Genomic DNA, 24,144 nt, shown 5'->3' on the forward strand with positions numbered 1-24,144 from the left:
AAAATTCACTTTTGGTCTTTTTTTATGGGGAAAACAGAATAGTTGCGTATTTAGTGGAATTTACAATTTCTTTTATTGTGCTACGATTCGGGTGGAGGTGGTTGGTTGATAGTAAAAACACGTACGGAGGAATATAGCTATATAGGTCTTCAGTTATTGAATCGACGATTACATGAGTCACATGAAATGAAGGAATTGATTCATTCCAAAATGCATAAGGCATTGGCTGGTATTCATGGAGAAGTTAGAGTAGACGGAGTGTTTAGTAAATATTCATTTCCTTTTGAATATGTGGTATTGCACGATGTGAGTTTAGAATCATATGGAAAGTTCCAGATTGATACAGTCTTTTTCACGCAGTATTTTGGAGTGGTTTTGGAGAGTAAGAATATAGGTGGAAAGTTGAGCTTTAAGCAAAACCCCTCTCAATTAGAAAGAGAAAATGAAGAAGGTAAAGTGGATGTATTTGAAAGTCCAGAGGTTCAGATTGAAAGGAATATTTTTTTACTCGACGAATGGTTAAAACAACATGGTGTGACGATTCCTGTTTTTGGAGTAATTGTATTAACCAATTCCAAAGTTCGAGTTATTGAGCCCCCCACAAAATACAACGCTATTCTCCATCAAACAATTCCTATCTATCTAAGAAATATTCCTCGAGAAAGAAGGTATATATCTAGGAAAGAGCTGCATAAATTGAGTACAGAAATTTTAAATAGTCACAAAACATACTTCCCATACCCGATGTGTAATCGCTGGGGTATTAACCCAAATGATTTACAAACTGGAGTGTGCTTTGAAAAATGTGAAATGTTTGGGATGGTAAAAAGGAAGAATGGCTGGAACTGTATACGTTGTGGTCATGTAGATAGGCTTGTTCATGAGAAAGCCATTCGAGAGTGGTTTGTTTTGATCGGGGATACGATTAATAATCGGCAGTGTCGAAAATTCCTTCATATAAACTCTCATCATGTAGCATCTAGACTTCTCCAATCTATGGATTTAATTCGAACTGGAACATCCCAGAGTAAAATAGAGTATAAATGGAAGTGGTGAAGCGTATTATTGGAGAATCGATCGATCGAGAGGAATAATCGATCGATACACATCGAAAATCGATCGACCACCACAAAAAATCGCTCCATCGTCGTCCATAATCGATCAATCATCACGATCAATCGATCGATGAGGACGATCCAACTTAAAAAGCGGAGTATATCGAAAATTAAAAATATAACTTGACGCTTTAGTTGAATAAAGGTACGATATGTCTAATTAGAAAACTGAATAGTGAAATTCTTATCAAGAGAAGCCGAGGGACTGGCCCTACGACGCTTCAGCAACCAGCCATTTATTTGGTCAGGTGCTAAATCCAGCAGACTTTGCAAAAGTTTGAAAGATGAGAAGGTGGTATCTTGCATACTAGTAAAGCCTTCTTTTCATAGAAGGCTTTTTTATATGGGAGGATGAAGGCACTATGAGTTTATTGGAGAAATTACAGACATCTATGCTGACAGCAGACGGGGCAATGGGGACACTACTGTACTCTTATGGAATTGACTATTGTAATGAAGAGTTAAATATTCAAAAACCGGAAATTATAGAGAAAATCCATCAGGATTATATTGCGGCCGGAGCAGATATTATTCAAACGAATACATACGGAGCAAATGCTATTAAGCTTGCTCGCTATGGACTAGAAAATCATGTGAAAGAAATAAATGAAGCTGCCATTCAAATTGCGAAAAGAGCTGCCGCATCTGGAAACCAATTCGTCCTCGGGACTATTGGGGGGATTCGAGGAATCCGAAAAAGTGATGCTACACTCCAAGAAATTATTCATTCACTCGACCAACAAGCAATCCAATTGTTAGCGGGAGATCCAGATGGTCTATTACTTGAAACCTATTATGATTTCGAAGAGCTAAAGACTACTGTGACTTATCTTCGTACACTAACGGATATTCCGATAATAGCTCAAGTGTCTATGCATGATCCGGGTATTTTACAAAATGGCTTACCTCTAAATGATGCGTTGCATGAGCTTGAAACAATTGGAGCCAACATTGTGGGAGTCAACTGTCGACTAGGTCCACATCATACAATTCAAGCATTTGAAGGAGTAAAGCTGCCAGAAAAGGCATTCTTATCTGCTTATCCAAATGCGAGCTTACTGGATATAGATGAAGGACGTATAGTTTACGAATCCGATGCTGAGTACTTTGGTAAAGCTGCATTATATTTGAGAGATGCAGGAGTGCGCTTAATAGGTGGTTGCTGTGGAACGACACCAAAGCATATTGAAGCAGTGAAAAGACATATTGGGCATTTAACCCCTATTACCAATAAAGTAGTAGAGACAAGAAAGCCTATTATTATTCAAGATGCTAAGCCAACTAATACCCAAGCTCTACATGAAAAAGCGAAAACAGAACGGACCATAATTGTTGAATTAGACACTCCCCGTCATCTCGATACGACTATATTCATGGAAGGTGCAGAAAAGCTATATGCAACTGGAATTGACGCGGTGACAATGGCGGATAATTCATTGGCTTCTCCACGAGTTAGTAATATGGCGATGGGTTCGATGTTAAAACACCAAAAAAATATTAGACCACTTGCTCATATTACGTGCCGTGATCGTAATTTAATTGGTCTTCAATCTCATTTGATGGGATTGGATGCGCTTGGAATCCATGACATTCTTGCAGTTACTGGAGACCCAACTAAAATTGGGGATTTCCCTGGGGCGACAAGTGTTTATGATGTATCAAGCTTAGAACTGATTCAACTGATCAAACAATTAAACGAAGGTATTTCTTTCTCAGGAAAGTCGCTACGGAAAAAGGCTAACTTCTCTGTAGCAGCTGCTTTTAATCCGAATGTTCGTGTGCTGGACCGTGCAGTGAAGCGACTAGAGAAGAAAATTGAGTGTGGGGCGGATTATTTCATCACACAGCCTGTCTATTCGAAAGAAAAAATCCATGAGATTTACGAAGCGACCAAGCATTTATCAACCCCTATTTTCATCGGAATTATGCCACTAACCAATAGTCGAAATTCTGAATTCCTTCACAATGAAGTCCCAGGCATAAAGTTGTCTGAAGAGGTGCTAGAGCGTATGCGCTTATGTGGAGAAGATAGAGAGCGAGCTACTGCAGAAGGTATTCAAATATCGAAGGAATTAATCGATACCGCAGCGGAATTATTTAACGGAATTTATATTATTACACCATTTTTCCGTTACGATATGTCTCTAGAATTAATTCATTATATTCAAGAGGCTGACCGGGAGAAAGAGAGAGGATTCAGCTATGTCCAAACATCTAATTGAGCAGCAGCTTCAACAAAGAATACTAATTATTGATGGTGCAATGGGAACGATGATACAAAATGCAGATCTTAGCCCTGAAGACTTCGGAGGGGAAGAATACGACGGTTGTAATGAGTATTTAAATATCGTCAAACCAGATGTTATTGAACATGTTCATCGGGAATATTTAGCTGCTGGGGCTGATATTATTTGTACGAATACATTTGGTGGAACCCCAGTCGTGTTAAATGAATATGATCTTGGCGCTCAGGCACATGATATAAACTTTCGAGCAGCCCAGCTTGCTAAAATATGTGCAGATGAATTTTCTACATCTGACTGGCCACGATTTGTAGCTGGGGCAATAGGGCCAACGACTAAAACACTATCGGTTACTGGTGGTATTACCTTTGACGAACTTACAAACGACTTTTATGTACAGGCAAAAGCTTTAGTAGAAGGTGGAGTAGACGTTATTTTACTAGAAACGAGCCAGGATATGCTGAATGTGAAGGCTGCGACAATTGGAATCAAACAAGCATTTGAGGAATTAAAGATAGAGCTACCAATTATGATTTCAGGAACAATTGAACCAATGGGAACGACACTTGCAGGGCAGAGTATTGAGGCATTCTATATTTCCATCGAACATATAAAGCCACTTTCTGTTGGATTGAATTGTGCTACCGGACCAGAATTTATGACCGATCATATCCGTTCGTTATCTGAGCTATCAGATGGATATGTTAGCTGCTATCCTAATGCTGGCTTACCAGATGAGGAAGGGCATTATCACGAATCTCCTGAATCACTTTCAAAAAAACTGAGAGGCTTTGCGGAAAAAGGGTGGTTGAATGTTGTTGGTGGATGCTGTGGAACGACTCCAGCTCATATTCGAGCAGTACGAGAAGCGGTAAAGGATCTTTCACCACGTAAACCCGTAGAAGCAGGTCATGGGCATGTAGTATCAGGGATTGAGCCTCTTCAATACGACGAAACGATGCGGCCACTCTTTATAGGGGAACGAACAAATGTAATTGGCTCTCGAAAATTTAAACGTTTAATCGTAGATGAAAAATTTGAGGAAGCCTCTGAAATTGCTCGGGCACAGGTAAAAGGTGGAGCTCATGTTATCGATATTTGCCTAGCAAATCCGGACCGTGATGAACTAGAGGACATGACTAACTTTATGAAAGAGGTAGTGAAAAAAGTTAAAGTGCCACTTGTTATTGATTCGACTGATGAAAAGGTAATTGAAGTTGCACTGAAATATTCCCAAGGAAAAACAATTATCAACTCAATTAATTTAGAAGATGGAGAAGAGCGGTTTGAAGCTGTAATGCCTTTAGTGAAGAAATACGGTGCTGCAGTTGTAGTTGGCACAATTGATGAGATAGGAATGGCGGTTACAAGACAGCGAAAGTTAGAAATCGCAGAACGTTCTTATGATTTATTAGTTAATAAATGGGGGCTTGCGCCAGAGGATATTATCTTTGATCCACTCGTATTCCCAGTCGGAACAGGTGACCAACAATACATTGGATCAGCAGTAGAAACGATTGAAGGGATTCGCCTCATTAAAGAAAAACTGCCAAGAGTACTAACTATTTTAGGAGTAAGTAATGTCTCATTTGGTCTTCCACCCGTTGGTCGAGAAGTATTGAATGCAGTCTATTTATATCATTGCACGCAGGCTGGTTTGGACTACGCGATTGTAAATACCGAGAAACTGGAGAGATATGCGTCTATTCCTAAACAAGAAATCGACATGGCCAATGAGCTTTTGTTTACGACGACTGACAAAACACTTGCTGATTTCACCGATTTTTACCGAGATAAAAAGAAAGAAAAGACCGAAGATGATATACCCAAAACTGTACCAGAACGTCTTGCCTATTATGTTATTGAAGGTACGAAGGAAGGACTTATCCCGGATTTAGAAGCGGCACTTCAAATGTATGATGCACCACTAGATGTTATTAATGGTCCATTGATGAAGGGCATGGCTGAGGTAGGGCGACTGTTTAATGACAATCAATTAATAGTTGCAGAGGTTCTTCAAAGTGCGGGAGTGATGAAGGCTTCTGTTGCATATTTGGAGCAGTTCATGGAGAAAAAAGAGGATGACTCTGGTAAAGGGAAAATCGTCCTTGCGACTGTAAAAGGCGATGTGCATGATATAGGTAAAAACTTAGTTGATATTATATTGAGTAATAACGGATATAAAGTAATCGATGTTGGGATTAAAGTAACTCCAGCCACTTTAATAGAGGTAATCCGGAAAGAAAAGCCTGATATGATCGGACTTTCAGGGCTACTTGTAAAATCTGCGCAGCAAATGGTCATCACTGCTCAAGACTTTAAAGAAGCAGGTATTGATGTGCCAATATTAGTAGGTGGAGCAGCACTTTCTCGTCGTTTTACTGAGACAAAAATTTCCGCTCAATATGATGGTCCTGTTCTATATGCGAAAGATGCCATGCAGGGTCTGGACCTAGCCAATCGATTACAAAATAAAGAAGATAAAGAGACTCTATTAGTCGAACTTAGTGTTCAACAGGAAAAACGAAAAATTGCGGAAGCTAATCGCTCGGTTAAACAAGCGGTAGCTGTTTTAGAAAAACCAGTTAAGACAGTAAGTGAGGATGTTCAGGTATACATTCCAAAGGATGTTCGTAAACATGTATTAAAGGATTATTCTGTCGCACATTTGCACCCATATGTGAATATGCGCACATTAATAGGTCATCATTTAGGATTAAAAGGGTATAGTGAAAAACTGTTAGCAGAGAATGACGGGCGTGCAACGGAATTACATGAATTAGTCACAGGATATTTAAAATCTGATATATTGAAGCCACAAGGGGTATATCAATTTTTCCCTGCTCAGGCGGATGGCAATGATGTCATTATTTATGACCCGACCGATGGTAAAACAGAAATCGAGCGCTTTACATTCCCACGTCAATCCGTCGTGCCATTCCTGTGTTTAGCAGATTATTTAAAATCTGTAGACAGTGGAGAAATGGATTATGTAGCACTAATGTTAGTAACGGCAGGGCATGGAGTTCGTGGGGAAGCCGCTAAACTGAAAAACCAAGGCAAGTTTTTAGAAAGCCATGCATTACAAGCAACAGCCTTAGAACTTGCAGAAGGATTTGCCGAACGCATTCACCAAGAAATCCGAGACCAATGGGGATTCCCAGATGCAACGGACTTCACCATGCGTGACCGTTTTGCAGCAAAATACCAAGGGCAGCGATTCTCTTTCGGCTATCCAGCTTGTCCCAATTTAGATGACCAAGCAAAACTGTTTAGCTTGATAAAACCTGAAGTCATTGGAGTAGAACTTACTGAAGAGTTTATGATGGAACCGGAAGCATCTGTTTCTGCCATCGTATTTGCTCATCCGGATGCAAGATATTTTGTAGTAGATTAAAGATTAACCACTGCCAACTGACTTGGCAGTGGTTTTTATATATAGAAAATGGATAATCGGTCAAAAAACACTTAATATCTGTCGAATCGATCGATGATCCACTAAAATCAATCGATGATGCTCCATAATCGATCCACCGAGTAAGAACATCGATCGATAGCGACCGATAATCGATTGATCACAAACAATAATCGATCTATCCTCACATATTTATAATGAACGGCTCTTCACTCGCTTCAATTGTGCAACGATAATAACGCTTATAATCACAAGTAAAAACCACGAGCTAATTTTGCCGATATGCACGAGCGACCAGGTCTCCGCTTGGTTAGGATACTGCCACGCACCTAAGAAGGTAACGATATTCTCAGCGATCCAAATAAAAAAGCCAATTAGTAAAAATGCAAGAATCATAGGCATTTTAAACCCTTTTTCTCTTAACTCAAAAGTCACTACTGTGCGGAAAAAGATGATTAACAATAAGCATTTAAGAATCCAACGAATATCATAGGTGAAATGGTGGGTAAAGAAATTGAAGTAGATAAGAACACTAATTCCTACCGCCCAAAAGGGTTTCGGCCAATTGTACAGATGGAGATTCATCCTACGCCAGCTTTGACAAATATAGCTCGCAACACTCGCATACATAAATCCGCTATACAAAGGTACGCCACCTACCTTACTAAAGGCGTCCTCGGGGTACGACCAAGAACCCATATGTACTTTATATAATTCTAAACCGAGACCAATAATATGAAACAAACAAATTACCTTAAATTCATCCCAAGTCTCTAATTTGGAAATGAGCATAAATACTTGCCCCGCTATACAAAGGAGTAGGATCAGATCATATCTAGGGATAAGTGGGATACTGACAAATTTAGAAAGAGCTAAGGCTGAAAAGATGATTATAGGAAATATACAAGAAAGTGCCTGTAAATAAGTAAATAGTAGAAGATTTCGCATTCCCATACTCCTTTTAAATGGCTATAGGAATATGGACGAACTTAAAACAGATTGGTTCAAGGATGATTATTCATGTATAATTTTGTCTATATTTAAAAAGACAAGGGGGAATTGCTCATGAATTCGGAAAGTTATTCGATGGGGGATAGAAGAATTCGGAGAACAAAAAATCTCTTGAAGATGCATTTTATCCAGCTAGTGAAGAGCAAAGGATACAAAAACGTTACGGTCACAGATATAGTGGAAAAGGCAGACTATAATAGAAGCACCTTTTATTTACACTTTAAAGATAAAGAGGACTTAGCAGAAGAATTGCTAGCAGAAGTATTAGGAGAATTAAAATTAGCATTTCATAAGCCATTTCTAGAAACAAAGGTTGTTGATTATAATCATATATTACCTTCATCCAATGCTTTTTTTAAACACTTTTATGATAATAGAGATTTTTATAGTTTATTAACATTAGAAGATTCCATTCCTAGGATGAATGATAAATTCTTTTTGAAATTTAAGGAGGTATTTGAGGGAATCGTATATTTAGATGCAGCGAATGAAAGTATTGAGCTAGAGCATTATAATACATATAAAATGTATGGTTCTTATGGGGTAATTCTTGAATGGATACATGGTGGGTGTAAACAAACACCAGAGCAAATTGCAGATAATTTATTAGAAATATTTAAAACCAATAATAGCTCATTTCATTTCAAAAAGAAAAGCTAATTCTAATAAAAAAGCTGGTCTTGACAGATGTCAGGACCAACCAAAATTATAATTTTTTATCTAAATTTACTTCAGATGCTTCGACTTTCTTATCATCTTTTTCTTCATCATTTATAATATCTCGAGTCGAGGTTTTGAATTCTTTTAACGTTTGTCCAACAGCTTTGCCTAGTTGAGGTAATTTAGATGGACCAAAGATGATCAAAGCAATAATTAGTACAAGTATTAAACCGGGTATCCCTATGTTTGGCATAGAATCTCCTCCTTCTATAAAGAATCGTTATTAATATAACACATTTTGAAAGAAAATGATGGTTCTACACTTGCTACTGTATTATTTTTTAGGAACTAATGGTCCGCCGCCGTTTTTTAAGTACTCAATCATACCTTCAGTTGCTCGGTAAGCCAATGCACCTACAGTTGGAGTTGGATTCGTTGGACCAAAGTGAGGGAATGCCGAAGCTCCACAAACGAATAAATTATCTACATCCCACATTTGCATGTAATTATTTACTGCAGAGTTTTCAGGGCTATCACCCATGATTACACCGCCACCATCATGTTGGAAAGTGAATCTTCCACCAAAATGCTCAGCCATTGGAATTATATCGATAATGTCTGCTCCCATTTCTTTTACTACTTCATTAATTTTTTCAACTAAAAATTCATTACGTTTATGGTCCATCTCAGTATAATCGAATGTTACACGAATTAACGGATCACCGTAATCATCTGTATACGTTGGATCTAAGTCTAGATAATGATCTTTATGAGGCAATATAGCTCTTTGTGATACTACACTTAGGTTACGGTAGAAATAGTGTAAAGAGTTTTTCTTAAATTCTTTACCCCAAGTCGGCGTACCAAATGGTGCAGGATTATTAGAAATAGGTTCATTACCAAATAAATGCAATTCAATCTGCCCACCATGGATGAAATCCAGATTTGCATGGTCAAAGTTATCCGCATTAAAGTCATTGAAAGCCGATCCTAAAGAACCTGTTCCGATGTAACTATTGAATTTTTTCTCTTCAAAATAACCAATAGCTCCAGTAATCGTATGATGATCTGTGTAGTTTTTACCGATAATTCCTTCACCAGTTTTAGGATTATACGGTTTTCCAATACCAGATAACAATAGTAAGCGAACATTATTAAAGATATAGCTTGTTAAAACAACAAGATCGGCAGGTTGTTCGAACTCCTCACCAGTTCTTGTATCTTTATATAAAACACCAGTTGCTTTTGTTCCATCATATAATACACGCGTTACGATAGAATTTGTTCGAAGTTCAAAATTACCTGTTTTCTTAGCAGTTGGTATTACTGTTACGATTGGGTCTGCTTTTGCTCCGTACTCACAGCCATAGTTCCCACAAAATGCACAGTACTGACATGCATTTAATGTTTCTCCATCTGGATTCGTATATGTTTCTGACACATTTGCAGTTGGAACTACGAATGGATGATATCCAAGTTTCTCTGATGCTTCATGGAACATTTTCATTTGTGGTAATTTTTTTAGTGGTGGTGTTGGGTAATCGATCGAACGATGTCCTGCTAAAGGATCGGGTTCCCCTGATATACCAGCCATTTGTTCAAACTTGGAGTAATATGGTTCGATTTCATCGTACGTAATACCCCAGTCTTGAATAGTAACATCAGCTGGAATTTTACCTTCACCATACTTTTCAATCGTTTTACTGCGAATTTCAAAATCATATGGGAAATAGCGATACGTTTGGCCACCCCAGTGAGCACCGCCGCCACCAGTCCCAGTTCCTACTACTAATGCACCTTCATCACGTACTGGTTTGGCAGTATCGTTTAATGTATTACGGAATGTAATAGTATCTTTTGTTAGCTTTTGCATTAATTCTTTATGAATATTATATTTTAATTCATCATGACCATGTAAATAATCTTCGATGGATCTTTCTACTCCACGTTCTAATCCAACAACATGATAGCCAGCTTTTGTCAGTTCAGCAGCAACAATACCGCCTGTCCAGCCCATACCAGTTGTTACAACATCAACTTTTGGTAATTTTGTAACCATAATAATCCTCCTCTTGTTGTTTTACCTTATGAATGTTTGTGTCCGCCTAAACTAATAGGATCTATTAATACAAATTCTTCTTCATCTAAATAGGAAGCATACGACATTTGAGCTCCAGGGAATTCTTTCATTTTCCAGCCAGCCATGTTTTTATTGCCACCATAAAGTGGGTCTGAGAAACAACCTTGTAATGTAAGTGTTCTTAGTAAACCAAAAAATGCTGCAGAATTTACTAAATCCATTTTTACTTCTCCAGCTTCAAAAGTACTAAGGATAGTAATTTGTTGCTCTTCCGATAAATCTTTGAAGACCTTTCCATCATGCTCTTTCTCTGCAACTTCATTTATTTTACGAACACCTTGCAGCATAATTTCTGCTTTATCTAGAGGGACTTCGCCTGGTTGGAAAGGACCTTTTCTATAATCATCCGTATTAATTCCCCAAGGGCTAGCTAATTGTTTGTCTATAAAGTAAGGAGCCCCGAGTGTAATAGCGCCTGGACCATGCTCATCTTCTGGATAAATTAGTTCCGCTGCTGTACTAAGTGCATCAAAATCTTTTTGTCTTACGAAAAACTGACGAGTATCACTGTAATCGATAGCCGTATGAGTACTTCCGCCAGTAGCTGTATGAGTAGTTGTTTCAGTTTTGCCACCAACTAGGCTACCGATTGCTCCACCTAAAACAAGTCCACCAACTGTTAAACCAGAATTTTTGATGAATGTACGTCTAGATGAACGCTTATCTAAAATAGGACTCTTTTTTTCTTGTTCTGACATATTCAAACCCTCCATTTATGAAAAATGTATTAATGTACAATAGTTTGCCAATTATAAACGATTGAAAATAAGGCAGTGCTTACTAATAATGCGGCGATGAAAAGTGTGTATTTTTTTCCGGTCCAACAAGCAACAATAATGGACATTCCAATAGCTGCGCCAATTAATGAGAACCAGGGAAAAATATTATTAGTGAAATGAAGAAAAAGTGCAAAATCAGCAACGATAAAAAGGGCAAACAAAAACTGATTTAATAGTTTCAACTCTTCTAAATTATATTGAGTCACATTATCTCTCCTTTAAATTCTATCTTTTTGGAATAATATTTTTTTATAGTTATAACAAGCAATGAAATTGTAACAAGTTTGTAATATGGGCACAATCACTAATACATGGCTATATGACTAACAACTAGACATATGTATATAGAGTGTTTAATAGAAAAGTGTATTGTGAATATTCAACGTATAATAATTGTAGAAAAAATGTATGCATTCAATATTGCTTTTTATTCTTTATATTCGGGCTGTAAAACTAAATTATATCAACCATCTACGGCTTAGGGCTTAGTCACTTTCCACCTTAAGTACGTTTGGAATTATTAAAAAATAGAGGATGATTAGGATAATAGATTAGAGGAAAAATACCTCTTCTGAACGAGGTGGAAAAAATGGGGAAAAAGGTTTATATCATTCTTAGTAATACTGGGACACTTTTTTCAAAAGCGATTGGCATGTATACAAAAAAAGAGTTGAACCATGCCTCTATTGCTTTTGATGAGGAACTAAATGAGATGTATAGCTTTGGTAGAAAAAGTCATCATAACCCTTTTAATGGAGGGTTTATAAAAGAAAACCCGATTGAGGGAATGCTTCAAAGAGCTACTTGTGCCATTTATGAGTGTGGGGTGACGGATTCTGAATATTTACGGATGAAAAGTATAATTACTCAAATGGAACAACAACAGCAATTATACAAATATAATTTAATCGGCTTAGTGTACGTTGCGATAAATATTGAAAAAGAACGTGAGAATGCATTCTTTTGTTCTCAGTTTGTCGCTACAATCATGAAAGAATGTCCGTCCTCGCAGTTCCGGGTTGCACCTCCTTTAACGCAGCCATATCATTTCGAACAACTTTCAGCATTATCCTTAACATTTAAAGGAGATTTACAAACGTATGTAAGTGGAAAAAGGAAAGTAGAGAAACCGATTCTTGTATCGGTTTGGAGAAAGTATGCACTTTCTATAGCAAGCTTTATGTAATACTGGAATATTTACTCATTGTTCTGGACAGTATAGAGAGGAATGTAAATTCTATCTTGTGTTTAGGAGGATGAACAGTGAAGGAAGAACAAACTAATAACACTACAAATGTGGAAAATGAAGATACTCTTACGAATAGGCAGGGGCATCCGGTAACGAATAATCAGAATATGAGGACCGTTGGAAACAGAGGACCAGCAACGTTAGAAAACTATGATTTCATTGAGAAAATAAGTCACTTTGACAGGGAACGTATACCAGAGCGGGTAGTTCATGCAAGAGGTGCCGGAGCGCATGGTTATTTCGAAGCTTATGGTGCTGTGGGAGACGAGGCAGTTTCTAAATATACTCGTGCTAAAGTATTTCAGGGAAAAGGAAAGAAAACTCCTGTTTTTGTTCGATTTTCATCCGTTATTCATGGAGGGCATTCTCCTGAAACGCTACGTGATCCACGTGGGTTTGCAGTGAAGTTTTATACAGAGGATGGAAACTGGGATTTAGTAGGGAATAACTTGAAAATATTCTTTATCCGTGATGCGATAAAGTTCCCGGACATGATTCATGCGTTTAAGCCAGATCCGGTAACTAATATTCAAGATTCGGAACGTTTTTTTGATTTTTGTGCGAGTTCCCCTGAGTCATTTCATATGGTGACTTTCATCTATTCTCCATGGGGCATTCCGGCAAATTACCGAATGATGCAAGGGTCAGGTGTAAATACGTATAAATGGGTAAACAACGAAGGTAAAGCAGTCCTTGTAAAATATCACTGGGAGCCGAAGCAAGGCATTCGTAACTTAACTCAAAAGGAAGCAGAGGAAATACAGGCAAAAAACTTTAATCATGCAACGCAGGATTTATATGATGCAATTGAAAAAGGTGATTTCCCTGAATGGGAGTTACTAGTCCAAACGATGAGTGATGATGATCATCCAGAGTTAGACTTTGATCCGTTAGATGATACAAAGCTGTGGCCTGAAGACTTATTCCCCTGGAAGGCTGTTGGAAAAATGGTGTTAGATCGAAACCCAGTGGATTATTTTACAGAGGTGGAACAGGCAGCGTTTGGTACCGGTGTACTCGTAGATGGATTGGACTTTTCGGACGATAAAATGCTACAAGGCCGTACATTTTCATATTCCGATACACAACGTCACCGTGTTGGAGCAAACTATTTACAGCTTCCGATTAATGCACCCAAAAAACGTGTTGCAACCAATCAAAGCGGTGGCCAAATGGCGTACAAGTTAGATAGAGGTCCGTTCCAAAATCCACATATCAACTATGAACCTTCCATACTAGATGGCTTAAAGGAAGCAACACAAATTGGTAAAGAGTACACTCCAATGATTAAAGGAAACTTAGTGCGCGAGTCCATTGACCGTCAAAATAACACAAAGCAAGCAGGAGAAACCTATCGACAATTTGAGCAATGGGAAAAAACGGAGCTCATCTCGAATTTAGTAAATGACCTGTCTGCCTGTGACCCACGAATTCAAGAAAAGATGATTGCTTTAGCGGAGGAAGCAGATGAAGACTATGGGCGTCATTTAAGAGAAGGACTTGCTCAAGCTAAAAGTAATGGTTCCTCTCAAAAACCGTTGGGAAATAAAGACGGAGATAAAGCACCAGAACAAGCAATTGATAAAAGTCATGAAGCGGATCCATATTAACTGGAAAACCCTGCTCACCAAGAGCAGGGTTTTCCAGTTTGACGACAAAGGTATTTTATAAATGGTTATGAATAGTAATAAATATCCATAAGGGTTTTATTTATCCTATTAAAAGTAAGATATTACATACTCTATTGGAACTGTTTATAAGGCAAGGTACCACCACGAAGACTCCTGTGGGATTAGCTTGAGCTGAAGACCCCGCAGGAACGTAGTGACGAGGAGGCTGAAGCCAAGCCCACGGAAAGCGAAGTGGTGGGCATTGCCGAGTTTAATATTCAACTCCATCTAAAATTAAGTTTGTCTACAGTCTGAACCCTGCTCTCCAAGAGCAGGGTTTTCTGCTGTTGTCTCCAACTTTATTGGTATATACTAATACATAGTAGTTTGATAGGAATAGAAGTAGAGGAGTGGATGATTATGTCTAAAATATATATAATTCATGAAAATGATGAGTGGACGGTTCATTTAACAAAACGATTAGAAGAATTAAATTTACCGTATGAATTATGGCATCTAAACCAGGGAATTGTAGATTTAACAACAGCACCTCCAGAAGGGGTGTTTTATAACCGAATGAGTGCTTCTTCCCATACTAGGGGACATAGATATGCACCTGAATTAGCTGGTGGAGTGCTGTCTTGGCTTGAGCTTCATGGAAGAACAGTATTTAATGGAACGAAAGCGTTAAGTTTAGAACTAAGTAAGATCAATCAGTATACTGCTTTGCAAGCAAGTGGCATCAACACGCCAAAAACGATTGCGGCTGTTGGTAGTGAGCAAATTATTTTAGCTGCTAAAAAGCTAGGGAAGACGCCATTTATCACAAAGCATAATCGTGCTGGTAAAGGATTAGGAGTACAATTATTTCAAACAATAGAGGCATTGGAAACTTATGTGAATGGCCCTGCATTTGAAGATCCTGTAGATGGTATTACGCTCATCCAACAATACATCCAATCACCCGATGCTTATATTACGAGAGCGGAGTTCATCGGTGGTAAGTATTTATATGCAGTAAGAGTAGATACTTCAGAAGGATTCGAGCTTTGTCCGGCAGATTCTTGTCAAATTGGAGATGCATTCTGTCCAGTGGGAGAAGAGCCAGCTATGAAGTTTGAAGTTAAAGAAGATATTGATGTATCTTGGGTCGAGCGATATGAAGCATTCTTGCAAGCAAACAAAATTGATGTAGCCGGTATTGAATTTATTCGTGATGCAAACGGGGAAGTGTACACGTATGACGTAAACACAAATACGAACTACAATGCGGATGCAGAGGCTAAGGCAGAGAAATATGGGATGCTGGAGCTTGCTAAGTTTTTAGGGACTGCCCTAGAAAAGTCTAAAGTCCATGCTTAATAGAGTTAGCACCAAAGGAGGGTTTTTATGAGCTTAGTATTGTTTGGGGCTATCTCATTAGTTATTTTGTTTGGGCTATTTGCATTAGCTATCGCCATATTTGTGTTACTGAAGATGACTAAAAAGTAAAGAGTAAGTCAGTCTTTATTGAAAGAGAACGATGTAATCTAAAATGACTATCAGATTATATATCAATCTGATAGTCATTTATAAGGGATGAGAGATAGCGTACTTCGAAAATGTTTAACGTTTTTTAAAGTTAGATTTCTCATAACCAAAGTTCATGCGCTGATAGCGTCCGAGTATGATTTGGTGGAGGCCATATAAGATTAGTCCAATTGCTACCATAGCTAGCAAAAACTTTCCGAAGGGCTGGTTTGCTAATTCTGTCAAAGCACCCCCAAACCCTTTAGATTCTTCGGAGTTATTTGTATATGCTGTGCGAATAAAGAAAAATCCGATCATACTTATAACAGTCCCTCTTGAAATAAGACCAATTTTCCCTGTTATTCTAGCAACATTTCGTTCCATACCATTCATTTCATAGGTTTTGAATTCAGACATGAATTTCTCTTTAACACCACTATAAAGTTCGAAAACGCCACATCCAATAATTATTGCACCAACTATTCCAACTAACCATATACCAAATGGTTGTTCCAGTAACTTAATGGAAACGTTTTTCTCAGATTCACTATTACCAGCATTTCCTGTATGGCTTGCTAGTTTTATAGCTCCATATGATAAATTTGCATAAATGACTCCACTAATGAAATAACTCGCTCTTTTTATTAGACCTTGTACATCAGTTCCTACATTATTAGGATCTTTAATTGCTAATATAAAAACCCATAGGATATAACCGAATAAACCTATTCCAATAATCCATAAGGCAATTTCCCCGAATGGTATTTCAGAGATTGATTGCAGTACACCAGACGTTCCGGTCATCTCTCCTCGGGGTCCGAATGCTGCTAAAGCTGCGAGAATGCCGATCATTCCATACACAATACCTATAGTCATATAACCAAAACGACCAAAGCGACGAACCCAAGGTTTCGCTTCGCTCATTTTATGTTTTGCCCCGGATGATTTTAATGATACATCCATGTATTCGACACTTCCTCTACTATTCTCTTATTTATAAAGTACCCTTTTTCTCACTAAATAGAAACCCAATCTAACGACCAATATATGCTAGAATGACAGAATTCTTAACCAAAAGAGGATTGATCTATATTAATCAGCATAACTCTGGAATTATAAAAATTCCCATTACTTGTCTTGCCTACTCATTGTTTTTAAAAGAGACAACACTTTGTTATGATTAACATAAAACTAGTTACATAAGTTTCTATCTTGGAGGATATAAAATGAAGTTGGTTTCATGGAATGTGAATGGCATAAGAGCCTGCGCGAAAAAAGGATTTCTCGAATATTTTAATGAAGTAAACGCTGATATTTTTTGTTTGCAAGAAACAAAGCTACAAGCTGGCCAAATTGAGCTACCCTTACACGGCTATGAACAGTATTGGAACTATGCCTTGAAAAAGGGCTATTCTGGTACAGCAATTTTTACGAAGGTAAAACCGATTTCTGTTAAATATGGTGTTGGTGATAATGTTTCAGAGGATGAAGGTAGAATTATTACACTGGAGTATGATCGATTTTACTTGGTGAATGTATACACTCCGAATGCTAAACGAGATCTAACGAGACTTCCATATCGACTGGAATGGGAAGATGAAATGCGTACTTACTTAATAACACTTAATGCTATAAAGCCTGTAATTATGTGTGGGGACTTAAACGTGGCTCATAGCGAAATAGATTTGAAAAACGCTAAATCTAATAGAGGTAACTCAGGGTTTACGGAACAAGAGCGTGGCAAAATGACCGATTTACTTGCAGCAGGATTTGTAGATACATTTCGTTACTTTTATCCAGAAAAAGAAGATGCCTATAGTTGGTGGTCCTATATGAGTCAGGTGCGAGAGCGAAATATTGGATGGAGAATAGATTATTTTATAGCTTCTGAAAAACTAGTCCCTTTTTTGAAGGATGCTTCTATAGATTCACAGGTACTCGGAAGTGATCATTGTCCTGTTATTTTAGAATTAGTGCAGTGACAAGGTTAGAATGATATATTTCACGTAAGGGTATAATACTTTAGTTAAATAGAGTACAATATTTGTAAATCAGATATTATGGAGGTACCAATAGATGAATGCTTTAGCAACGCAATTAAATGAAAAAATGCAAAAAGAAAACCCAGCAGTCTATAATATGTTGTCCGATTTAGGTAAAAACTTGTACTATCCAAAAGGTATTTTAAGTCAAAGTGCAGAAGCAGGGAAAAAAGCACATCGTTTTAATGCTACTATTGGAATCGCAACGGAAAATGGGGAACCGATGCATTTCAACCATATACAAAAGAAATTAGATTATAAACCAAATGATATCTATCCATATGCTCCTCCTCAGGGGAAGGAAGCTTTACGTTTAGTATGGAAGGAAAAGCTGTTAGTAGACAACCCATCGATGAATGGTAAATCAATTGGTACACCGATAGTAACTAGTGCACTAACACATGGCTTAAGTATTGCAGCAGACTTGTTCATGGATGCTGGAGACGTATTAGTAACACCGCAACAATATTGGGGGAACTATAACACAGTGTTCCAAGTAAGAAGAGGTGGACGGGTAGAGACTTTCCCTCTTTTCAATGAGGCTGGTAGTTTCCATGTGGAAGCGTTCCGTGACACACTTGCTAAACAAACGGAAAAAGCAATCGTCTTGTTAAACTTCCCTAACAATCCTACGGGCTTTACGCCTTCTGTTAAAGAGGCAGAAGCAATCGTTCAAGTATTGAAGGATGCTGCTGAAGGTGGTTTGAAATTAGTAGTTTTACTAGATGATGCATACTTCGGGTTATTTTATGAGGATTCTATTAAAGAATCGTTGTTCGGTTTATTAGCGGACAGTCATGAAAACATTTTGCCAGTCAAAATTGATGGTGCGACAAAAGAAAATTACGTTTGGGGATTCCGTGTTGGATTTATCACATATGCGGCGAGTCCTGATACATTAGATGCTCTAGAACAGAAGACGAAGGGAATAATTCGCGGTACGGTTTCAAGTGGATCTCATATTTCTCAGACAATTCTGTTGGAATCTCTTCAATCTGAAGAGTTTTTACAAGAAAAAGAAGAAAAGTTCCAAATTATGCAGGGTAGAGCAGTAAAAACAAAGCAAGTCCTAGCGGATGAAAAATTCGCTCCATATTGGACCTATTATCCATTCAACTCGGGTTACTTCATGTGCTTGAAGTTAAACGCAGTGGATGCAGAAACTTTAAGACTACATTTACTTGATCATTATGGTGTAGGAGTAATCGCAAGCAACAAAACAGACATCCGCGTTGCATTCTCCTGTGTAGAAGAGAATGACATTCAAGAGTTGTTTGATCTAATCTATGAAGGTTGTAAAGACTTAACTAAATAAGAAGGTAATGTAACTGTCTTGGATAATGTCCAAGGCAGTTTTTTTATTTCTAAAAGTGGAAGCGCTAACATATATTTTAAAGGTAAGATAATTTCTATTGATTAAGAAAATAGTAGGAGTATAATAGTAATGTAATATATGTCTAAATTGTGAACGAAGGGGTGAAAAGTATGAGAAATGAAAGTTCAGTATGGAAACAAATTTTTGTTGGGTCAATTATTACTCTTGTAATAATCTTTGGTCTGTACTTTTTAGCTCGTGAGGACGTAGTTGAAGAAGTAGCGGACTCAGATGTTTCAAATGTAGAAGAGGTAGTCCAAGGAGATAAGGGTGATACAAAAGCTCATTCGAAGGTGGCTCCAAGTCCATCTCAATCAGATATTAAGGTAGAATATTCTTCTAAGGATTGGGTTACAAATGGTGGAGATTACTACAACAGACGTTATTCGATGCTAAACCAAATCACTACTGAAAATATTGGTGATTTAAAACCAACTTGGGTTAGTAGCTTAGGAGGGTCAGGAGCAGAAGGTAAATATTCTGGAGAAGCAACTCCTATTGTAGTTGATGGTATTATGTATATCGCTACTGGAGCAAATGATGTTTTCGCTATAGATGCTAAAACTGGAGAACAATTATGGGTATACAATCCGGATATACCGCAAGAAATGGATACAGTATGCTGTGGTTGGACGACTCGTGGAGTTGCGGTCGGTGACGGAAAAGTATTTGTAGGATTACTGGACGCACGTTTAATCGCACTCGACCAAAAGACAGGAGAAGTATTATGGGAAACTAAAGTAGCTGAGTGGGAAGAAGGTTACACGATCACTAGTGCACCACTATTCTATAATGGGAAAGTCTATACGGGGGTAGCTGGAGGGGAATATGGTATTCGTGGACGTGTAATGGCCTATGATGCAGATTTAGGTTTTGAAGTTTGGCGTTTCTACACAATACCTGGTCCGGGTGATATAAACGGAGATACATGGCCAGCAGATAGTGACGCTTGGTTAACAGGTGGAGGACCGGTATGGAATACTCCATCCGTTGATCCTGAACTGGGGTACATTTACTTTGCAACTGGAAATACTGCTCCAGATTTAGATGGAAGTAACCGTGAAGGGGATAATTTATATGCCAATTCGGTCGTCGCGGTGAATGCTGAAAACGGCCAATATGTATGGCATTTCCAAGAAGTGCATCATGATATTTGGGACATGGATCCAGCAAACCCAGTCGTTCTTTATGATGTAGAAATGGATGGGAAAATGAGAAAAGGGCTTGGGCAGGCCGGTAAAACTGGTTGGGTTTATCTATTAGACCGTGCCGATGGAACGCCGCTTGTTGGTATAGAAGAAAAACCTGTACCGCAGGATGAACGTCAAAAAACGGCAGCAACGCAACCGTTTCCTGTTGGAGATGCCTTTGTTCCTCAGGTTGTGACAGAGGAAGATGTGAAGAATGATCTATCATCTGATTTCACAGGTGAAATTGGAGGTATCTTTACACCATTTTGGGATGTTCCAATTACACTTAAGCCAGGACCAACTGGTGGAGCAAACTGGCCACCTTCAGCTTATAATCCGGATACCGAGTACTTTTATGTATTAGGTAATGACACATATATGTCCTTTGAAAGAAGTGAGTTGGAAGAATTTAAAGAGGGAGATCAATACTTTGGAAGTATTTTTGGACCAATTTTAGATGCTCCAGTTCGGGGGACTGTCACTGCGATCGACGTAAAAACTAACAAAATTGCTTGGCAGCAAAAGTGGGATACTCAAGCGTATAGTGGAGTGTTAACTACTAAAGGAAATCTTGTTTTTGTTGGACATAATGACGGCCGTTTGATTGCATACGATGCAAAAACGGGCGATCAAGTTTGGGAATACATGATGGATGCAGGAGCAAATGCACCTTCCGTTACGTATGAAATTGATGGTGAGCAATACATCAGTATATATGCTGCGGGTAATGCACTTGCAGGTAGTAAGCATGGAGATAAGATCTACACATTTAAATTAGGTGGAGATTTACCAGAAGGGCAAGTAATTAAGTTCCCAGCGAAAAGTACAAAAACGGCAGAAAAGCCGACTGAAGGGGACACAGTGAGTGCAAATCCTGATAAAGGGATTACTGTATATGATGCAAACTGTTTAGCTTGCCATGGTAACCAAGGCGCAAACGGCCATAATGGACCTAATTTACAAAATAGTGAAGTTGCTGTAAGCAGAGATGATGTTATAGCACGTATTGAAGAGGGTGGTACTTCCATGCCTTCGTTTAAAGATACGCTGACCGCTGAAGAAATCGAAGCAGTTGCAGCCTATGTTGTAGATGTAATTTCTCCAATGGGAGAATAATAAAACCAAAAAATACTAGCTATTCATTAAGTTGTTATTCAAACTTATTGAGTAGCTTTTTCTGTTTTTAAAACAACTAATATTAATTAGATTAGATATCATTCTCTCTAGGATAATAAGTCACACCTAAACGTCAGGTTTTTTCCGAAATTGTAAGCGTTATTGGGATAGGATTATTTGCAAAGAAAAAGGGTAAATAGTGTATACTTATTTCAATAGTTATGAAAAAGGGGATTTTTATGAAGAAAAATTATCCAGATGACGGTTTAGCCTTACATACTGATTTATACCAAATAAATATGGTGGAAACCTATTGGGCAGATAATATGCATGAACGGAAAGCAGTATTTGAATTGTTTTTCCGCAAACTCCCATTTGGTAATGGATATGGCATTTTTGCAGGACTAGAAAGATGTCTAGATTATTTGCGTGATTTTCACTTCACCGACAGTGATTTAGAGTATTTGCAAGAAGAGCTTGGATACAGAGAGGACTTTATAGCCTATTTACGTACTATTCGTTTTACCGGAAATGTATATTCAATGGTTGAAGGGGAGCTAGTATTTCCGAATGAACCGATTATTCGCATTGAATCTACGCTTGCGGAAGCGCAGCTAGTAGAAACGGCCCTGCTTAATATCGTCAATTATCAAACGTTAATAGCGACAAAAGGTTCTCGTATTAAACAAGTGCTTAAAGATGAAATAGCTATGGAGTTTGGTTCAAGACGAGCGCAAGAAATGGATGCAGCCATCTGGGGTACTCGAGCTGCATACATAGGAGGAATAGATGGAACTAGTAATGTCCGTGCTGGGAAAAAGTTTGGAATTCCTGTGACTGGAACGCATGCTCATTCACTAGTGCAAGCATATAAAAATGAATATGAAGCATTTCATTCGTATGCGCAGCGCCATAAAGATTGCGTATTTTTGGTGGATACATATAATACATTAAAAACGGGGGTTCCTACAGCTATAAGAGTAGCGAAAGAACTGGGAGATAAGATTAACTTTATCGGTATTCGTTTAGATTCAGGTGATATTTCATTTTTATCGAAGGAAGCTAGAAAAATGTTAGATGAAGCTGGCTTCCCTAATGCTAAAATTGTTGTTTCCAATGATTTAGATGAATATACTATTTTGAACTTAAAAGCACAAGGTGCCAAAGTCGATAGTTGGGGAATCGGAACGAAGTTAATCACTGCATACGATCAACCAGCACTTGGAGCAGTTTATAAAATTGTCTCTATTGCAAACGAGGCAGGAGTGATGGAAGACACGATTAAGATTTCTTCCACTACTGAAAAGGTGACAACGCCTGGCCAGAAAAAACTATATCGAATTATTGATAAAGAAAATGGTAAAGCAGAAGGTGACTATATTACAATGCACGATGAAGATCCAACACATGAGGAACGCTTAAAGATGTTCCATCCAGTGCATACATTTGTCTCTAAATTTGTAACCAATTTTGAAGCAAGGGATCTACATGAAAAAGTGATTGAAAATGGGGAAGTTATTTATCGAATCCCTGAGTTATCGGAAGTTCGGAAATATGCGCATGACAACCTGGATCTATTGTGGGAAGAGTATAAACGCTCTCTAAATCCGGAGGAGTATCCAGTGGACTTGAGCCAAAGATGTTGGGACAATAAAATGCGTAATATTCAAGAGATTAAGGACATGGAACATAATATTATTGACCAAAATGGAGGTAGGTATTAATGTCAGCTAAACAACAAGAAATTATAGCAGCGTTAAAAGTGAAACCAACCATTGATGTACAACAAGAAATACGTATTAGTATTGATTTTATGAAGGACTATTTAAAAAAACACCCCTTTTTAACAAGTATGGTTTTAGGTATTTCTGGAGGTCAAGATTCTACATTAGTAGGGAAACTTGCTCAGCTCACAGTCGATGAATTAAATCAAGAGCTTGGTGAGGATAAATATTCATTTATAGCAGTAAGTTTACCGTATGGTATTCAATTTGATGAGACGGATCGTCAAGATGCATTGGATTTTATCAAGCCAAGTAAACGTATTACGATCAATATAAAAGAAGCTGTGGATGCTAGTGATAAGGCTTTAGTGGAGGGTGGAGTGAGCCTATCTGATTTTGCTAAAGGGAATGAAAAGGCTCGAGAGCGTATGAAAGCTCAATATTCTATAGCAGCTATGCACAATGGCGTGGTCCTTGGTACGGATCATGCAGCAGAAGCCGTAACAGGATTTTATACAAAATACGGAGATGGTGGAGTAGATATTACGCCAATCTTCCGCTTAAACAAGCGTCAAGGTAAGCTAATTTTGAAAGAATTACGTTGTCCTGAACATCTCTATAAGAAAATTCCGACTGCAGATTTGGAAGAAGACAGACCGGCTTTACCGGATGAAGTAGCGCTTGGCGTAACATATGATGAAATTGATGATTATTTAGAAGGTAAAACGGTATCGAAGGAATCGGAAGAAAAAATTGAAGGTTTCTATATTCGGTCCATGCATAAACGTAATATGCCAGTCACCATTTTTGATGATTTTTGGAAATAATAACAAAGTCTCATGTATAAATAGAAAGTCGAACTGTCGAGTAAAAAGGCAGCTCGACTTTTTTGTTTTCTATTTGTACTTAAGGCAAATTTTGGGTATGCTTATAGCGTATTGTAAAAATTTTCACGCAAGTCAATTT

18 protein-coding genes and 1 riboswitch are annotated in these 24,144 nt (G+C 38.0%); of the genes, 12 read left to right on the forward strand and 6 right to left on the reverse strand.

Annotated features, from left to right (window positions below; genetic code table 11):
• The first annotated feature begins 105 nt into the window (after positions 1 to 105).
• From BM260_RS15875 to metH, 3 genes are all read left to right on the forward strand, one after another.
• The gene (locus BM260_RS15875; RefSeq protein WP_093538325.1) at positions 106 to 1,056 is read left to right on the forward strand and encodes a nuclease-related domain-containing protein; all 951 of its coding nucleotides are present in this window, start codon (positions 106 to 108) and stop codon (positions 1,054 to 1,056) included.
• Positions 1,057 to 1,296: 240 nt separating this feature from the next.
• Positions 1,297 to 1,406, forward strand: a riboswitch (SAM riboswitch).
• Between the two features lie 71 nt (positions 1,407 to 1,477).
• Entirely contained in the window at positions 1,478 to 3,337 is a 1,860-nt protein-coding gene (locus tag BM260_RS15880) for a bifunctional homocysteine S-methyltransferase/methylenetetrahydrofolate reductase (RefSeq protein ID WP_093538326.1), read from the forward strand.
• Entirely contained in the window at positions 3,318 to 6,755 is a 3,438-nt protein-coding gene (metH, locus tag BM260_RS15885) for a methionine synthase (RefSeq protein ID WP_093538327.1), read from the forward strand. Before BM260_RS15880 ends, metH begins: the two co-directional genes overlap by 20 nt.
• A 210-nt stretch (positions 6,756 to 6,965) precedes the next feature.
• Here metH and BM260_RS15890 read toward each other — a convergent pair whose 3' ends face one another.
• A complete protein-coding gene (locus BM260_RS15890; protein WP_245762761.1) occupies positions 6,966 to 7,721 on the reverse strand; it encodes a DUF817 domain-containing protein in 756 nt (251 codons plus the stop codon).
• 117 nt (positions 7,722 to 7,838) lie between these two features.
• Between BM260_RS15890 and BM260_RS15895 the strand changes: the two genes are divergently transcribed.
• The gene (locus tag BM260_RS15895) at positions 7,839 to 8,444 is read left to right on the forward strand and encodes a TetR/AcrR family transcriptional regulator (protein WP_093538329.1); all 606 of its coding nucleotides are present in this window, start codon (positions 7,839 to 7,841) and stop codon (positions 8,442 to 8,444) included.
• Positions 8,445 to 8,490: 46 nt separating this feature from the next.
• On the opposite strand, the gene tatA is transcribed toward BM260_RS15895, so the two are convergent.
• The 4 genes from tatA to BM260_RS15915 all read right to left on the reverse strand — a co-directional run bounded on the left by tatA (position 8,491) and on the right by BM260_RS15915 (position 11,569).
• The gene (tatA, locus tag BM260_RS15900; RefSeq protein WP_093538330.1) at positions 8,491 to 8,697 is read right to left on the reverse strand and encodes a twin-arginine translocase TatA/TatE family subunit; all 207 of its coding nucleotides are present in this window, start codon (positions 8,695 to 8,697) and stop codon (positions 8,491 to 8,493) included.
• Between the two features lie 81 nt (positions 8,698 to 8,778).
• A complete protein-coding gene (locus BM260_RS15905) occupies positions 8,779 to 10,503 on the reverse strand; it encodes a GMC family oxidoreductase (protein ID WP_093538331.1) in 1,725 nt (574 codons plus the stop codon).
• A gap of 26 nt (positions 10,504 to 10,529) precedes the next feature.
• Positions 10,530 to 11,282, reverse strand: a complete 753-nt coding sequence (locus tag BM260_RS15910) for a gluconate 2-dehydrogenase subunit 3 family protein (protein ID WP_175496324.1) — start codon at positions 11,280 to 11,282, stop codon at positions 10,530 to 10,532.
• A gap of 29 nt (positions 11,283 to 11,311) precedes the next feature.
• Positions 11,312 to 11,569 carry a hypothetical protein gene (locus BM260_RS15915; protein ID WP_093538333.1) on the reverse strand — a complete coding sequence of 86 codons (258 nt, stop codon included), beginning with the start codon at positions 11,567 to 11,569 and terminating at the stop codon, positions 11,312 to 11,314.
• 383 nt (positions 11,570 to 11,952) lie between these two features.
• Here BM260_RS15915 and BM260_RS15920 point away from each other — a divergent pair, with 383 nt between their 5' ends.
• From BM260_RS15920 to BM260_RS15930, 3 genes are all read left to right on the forward strand, one after another.
• Positions 11,953 to 12,549 carry a hypothetical protein gene (locus BM260_RS15920; protein ID WP_093538334.1) on the forward strand — a complete coding sequence of 199 codons (597 nt, stop codon included), beginning with the start codon at positions 11,953 to 11,955 and terminating at the stop codon, positions 12,547 to 12,549.
• 77 nt (positions 12,550 to 12,626) lie between these two features.
• Positions 12,627 to 14,222, forward strand: a complete 1,596-nt coding sequence (locus BM260_RS15925; RefSeq protein ID WP_093538335.1) for a catalase — start codon at positions 12,627 to 12,629, stop codon at positions 14,220 to 14,222.
• Positions 14,223 to 14,642: 420 nt separating this feature from the next.
• A complete protein-coding gene (locus BM260_RS15930) occupies positions 14,643 to 15,584 on the forward strand; it encodes an ATP-grasp domain-containing protein (RefSeq protein ID WP_093538336.1) in 942 nt (313 codons plus the stop codon).
• 243 nt (positions 15,585 to 15,827) lie between these two features.
• On the opposite strand, the gene BM260_RS15935 is transcribed toward BM260_RS15930, so the two are convergent.
• The gene (locus tag BM260_RS15935; RefSeq protein WP_093538337.1) at positions 15,828 to 16,694 is read right to left on the reverse strand and encodes a DUF1206 domain-containing protein; all 867 of its coding nucleotides are present in this window, start codon (positions 16,692 to 16,694) and stop codon (positions 15,828 to 15,830) included.
• Between the two features lie 263 nt (positions 16,695 to 16,957).
• On the opposite strand from BM260_RS15935, the gene BM260_RS15940 reads away from it, so the two are divergent.
• The 5 genes from BM260_RS15940 (at position 16,958) to nadE (ending at position 24,005) form a co-directional block, all read left to right on the forward strand.
• Positions 16,958 to 17,713: an exodeoxyribonuclease III gene (locus BM260_RS15940; RefSeq protein WP_093538338.1), complete on the forward strand. Its 756-nt coding sequence runs from the start codon at positions 16,958 to 16,960 to the stop codon at positions 17,711 to 17,713.
• Between the two features lie 94 nt (positions 17,714 to 17,807).
• Positions 17,808 to 19,088, forward strand: coding sequence for an aminotransferase class I/II-fold pyridoxal phosphate-dependent enzyme (locus BM260_RS15945; protein ID WP_093538339.1), 1,281 nt, complete (start codon positions 17,808 to 17,810; stop codon positions 19,086 to 19,088).
• Between the two features lie 170 nt (positions 19,089 to 19,258).
• The gene (locus BM260_RS15950) at positions 19,259 to 21,454 is read left to right on the forward strand and encodes an outer membrane protein assembly factor BamB family protein (RefSeq protein WP_093538340.1); all 2,196 of its coding nucleotides are present in this window, start codon (positions 19,259 to 19,261) and stop codon (positions 21,452 to 21,454) included.
• A 239-nt stretch (positions 21,455 to 21,693) separates the two neighbouring features.
• Positions 21,694 to 23,178: a nicotinate phosphoribosyltransferase gene (locus tag BM260_RS15955; RefSeq protein WP_093538341.1), complete on the forward strand. Its 1,485-nt coding sequence runs from the start codon at positions 21,694 to 21,696 to the stop codon at positions 23,176 to 23,178.
• A complete protein-coding gene (gene nadE / locus BM260_RS15960; RefSeq protein ID WP_093538342.1) occupies positions 23,178 to 24,005 on the forward strand; it encodes an ammonia-dependent NAD(+) synthetase in 828 nt (275 codons plus the stop codon). Before BM260_RS15955 ends, nadE begins: the two co-directional genes overlap by 1 nt.
• Positions 24,006 to 24,144: the final 139 nt, after the last annotated feature.

Source organism: Psychrobacillus psychrotolerans, from assembly GCF_900115805.1.
Taxonomy (GTDB): domain Bacteria; phylum Bacillota; class Bacilli; order Bacillales_A; family Planococcaceae; genus Psychrobacillus; species Psychrobacillus psychrotolerans.

Bases quoted from the DNA above. Each gene is read 5' to 3' on its own strand.
- BM260_RS15945 (WP_093538339.1), top strand. From the start codon at position 17,808: ATGAATGCTTTAGCAACGCAATTAAATGAAAAAATGCAAAAAGAAAAC.
- BM260_RS15905 (WP_093538331.1), bottom strand. From the start codon at position 10,503: ATGGTTACAAAATTACCAAAAGTTGATGTTGTAACAACTGGTATGGGC.
- BM260_RS15920 (WP_093538334.1), top strand. From the start codon at position 11,953: ATGGGGAAAAAGGTTTATATCATTCTTAGTAATACTGGGACACTTTTT.
- BM260_RS15880 (WP_093538326.1), top strand. From the start codon at position 1,478: ATGAGTTTATTGGAGAAATTACAGACATCTATGCTGACAGCAGACGGG.
- BM260_RS15940 (WP_093538338.1), top strand. From the start codon at position 16,958: ATGAAGTTGGTTTCATGGAATGTGAATGGCATAAGAGCCTGCGCGAAA.
- BM260_RS15935 (WP_093538337.1), bottom strand. From the start codon at position 16,694: ATGGATGTATCATTAAAATCATCCGGGGCAAAACATAAAATGAGCGAA.
- BM260_RS15950 (WP_093538340.1), top strand. From the start codon at position 19,259: ATGAGAAATGAAAGTTCAGTATGGAAACAAATTTTTGTTGGGTCAATT.
- nadE (WP_093538342.1), top strand. From the start codon at position 23,178: ATGTCAGCTAAACAACAAGAAATTATAGCAGCGTTAAAAGTGAAACCA.
- BM260_RS15930 (WP_093538336.1), top strand. From the start codon at position 14,643: ATGTCTAAAATATATATAATTCATGAAAATGATGAGTGGACGGTTCAT.
- BM260_RS15895 (WP_093538329.1), top strand. From the start codon at position 7,839: ATGAATTCGGAAAGTTATTCGATGGGGGATAGAAGAATTCGGAGAACA.
- BM260_RS15910 (WP_175496324.1), bottom strand. From the start codon at position 11,282: ATGTCAGAACAAGAAAAAAAGAGTCCTATTTTAGATAAGCGTTCATCT.
- BM260_RS15955 (WP_093538341.1), top strand. From the start codon at position 21,694: ATGAAGAAAAATTATCCAGATGACGGTTTAGCCTTACATACTGATTTA.
- BM260_RS15890 (WP_245762761.1), bottom strand. From the start codon at position 7,721: ATGCGAAATCTTCTACTATTTACTTATTTACAGGCACTTTCTTGTATA.
- metH (WP_093538327.1), top strand. From the start codon at position 3,318: ATGTCCAAACATCTAATTGAGCAGCAGCTTCAACAAAGAATACTAATT.
- tatA (WP_093538330.1), bottom strand. From the start codon at position 8,697: ATGCCAAACATAGGGATACCCGGTTTAATACTTGTACTAATTATTGCT.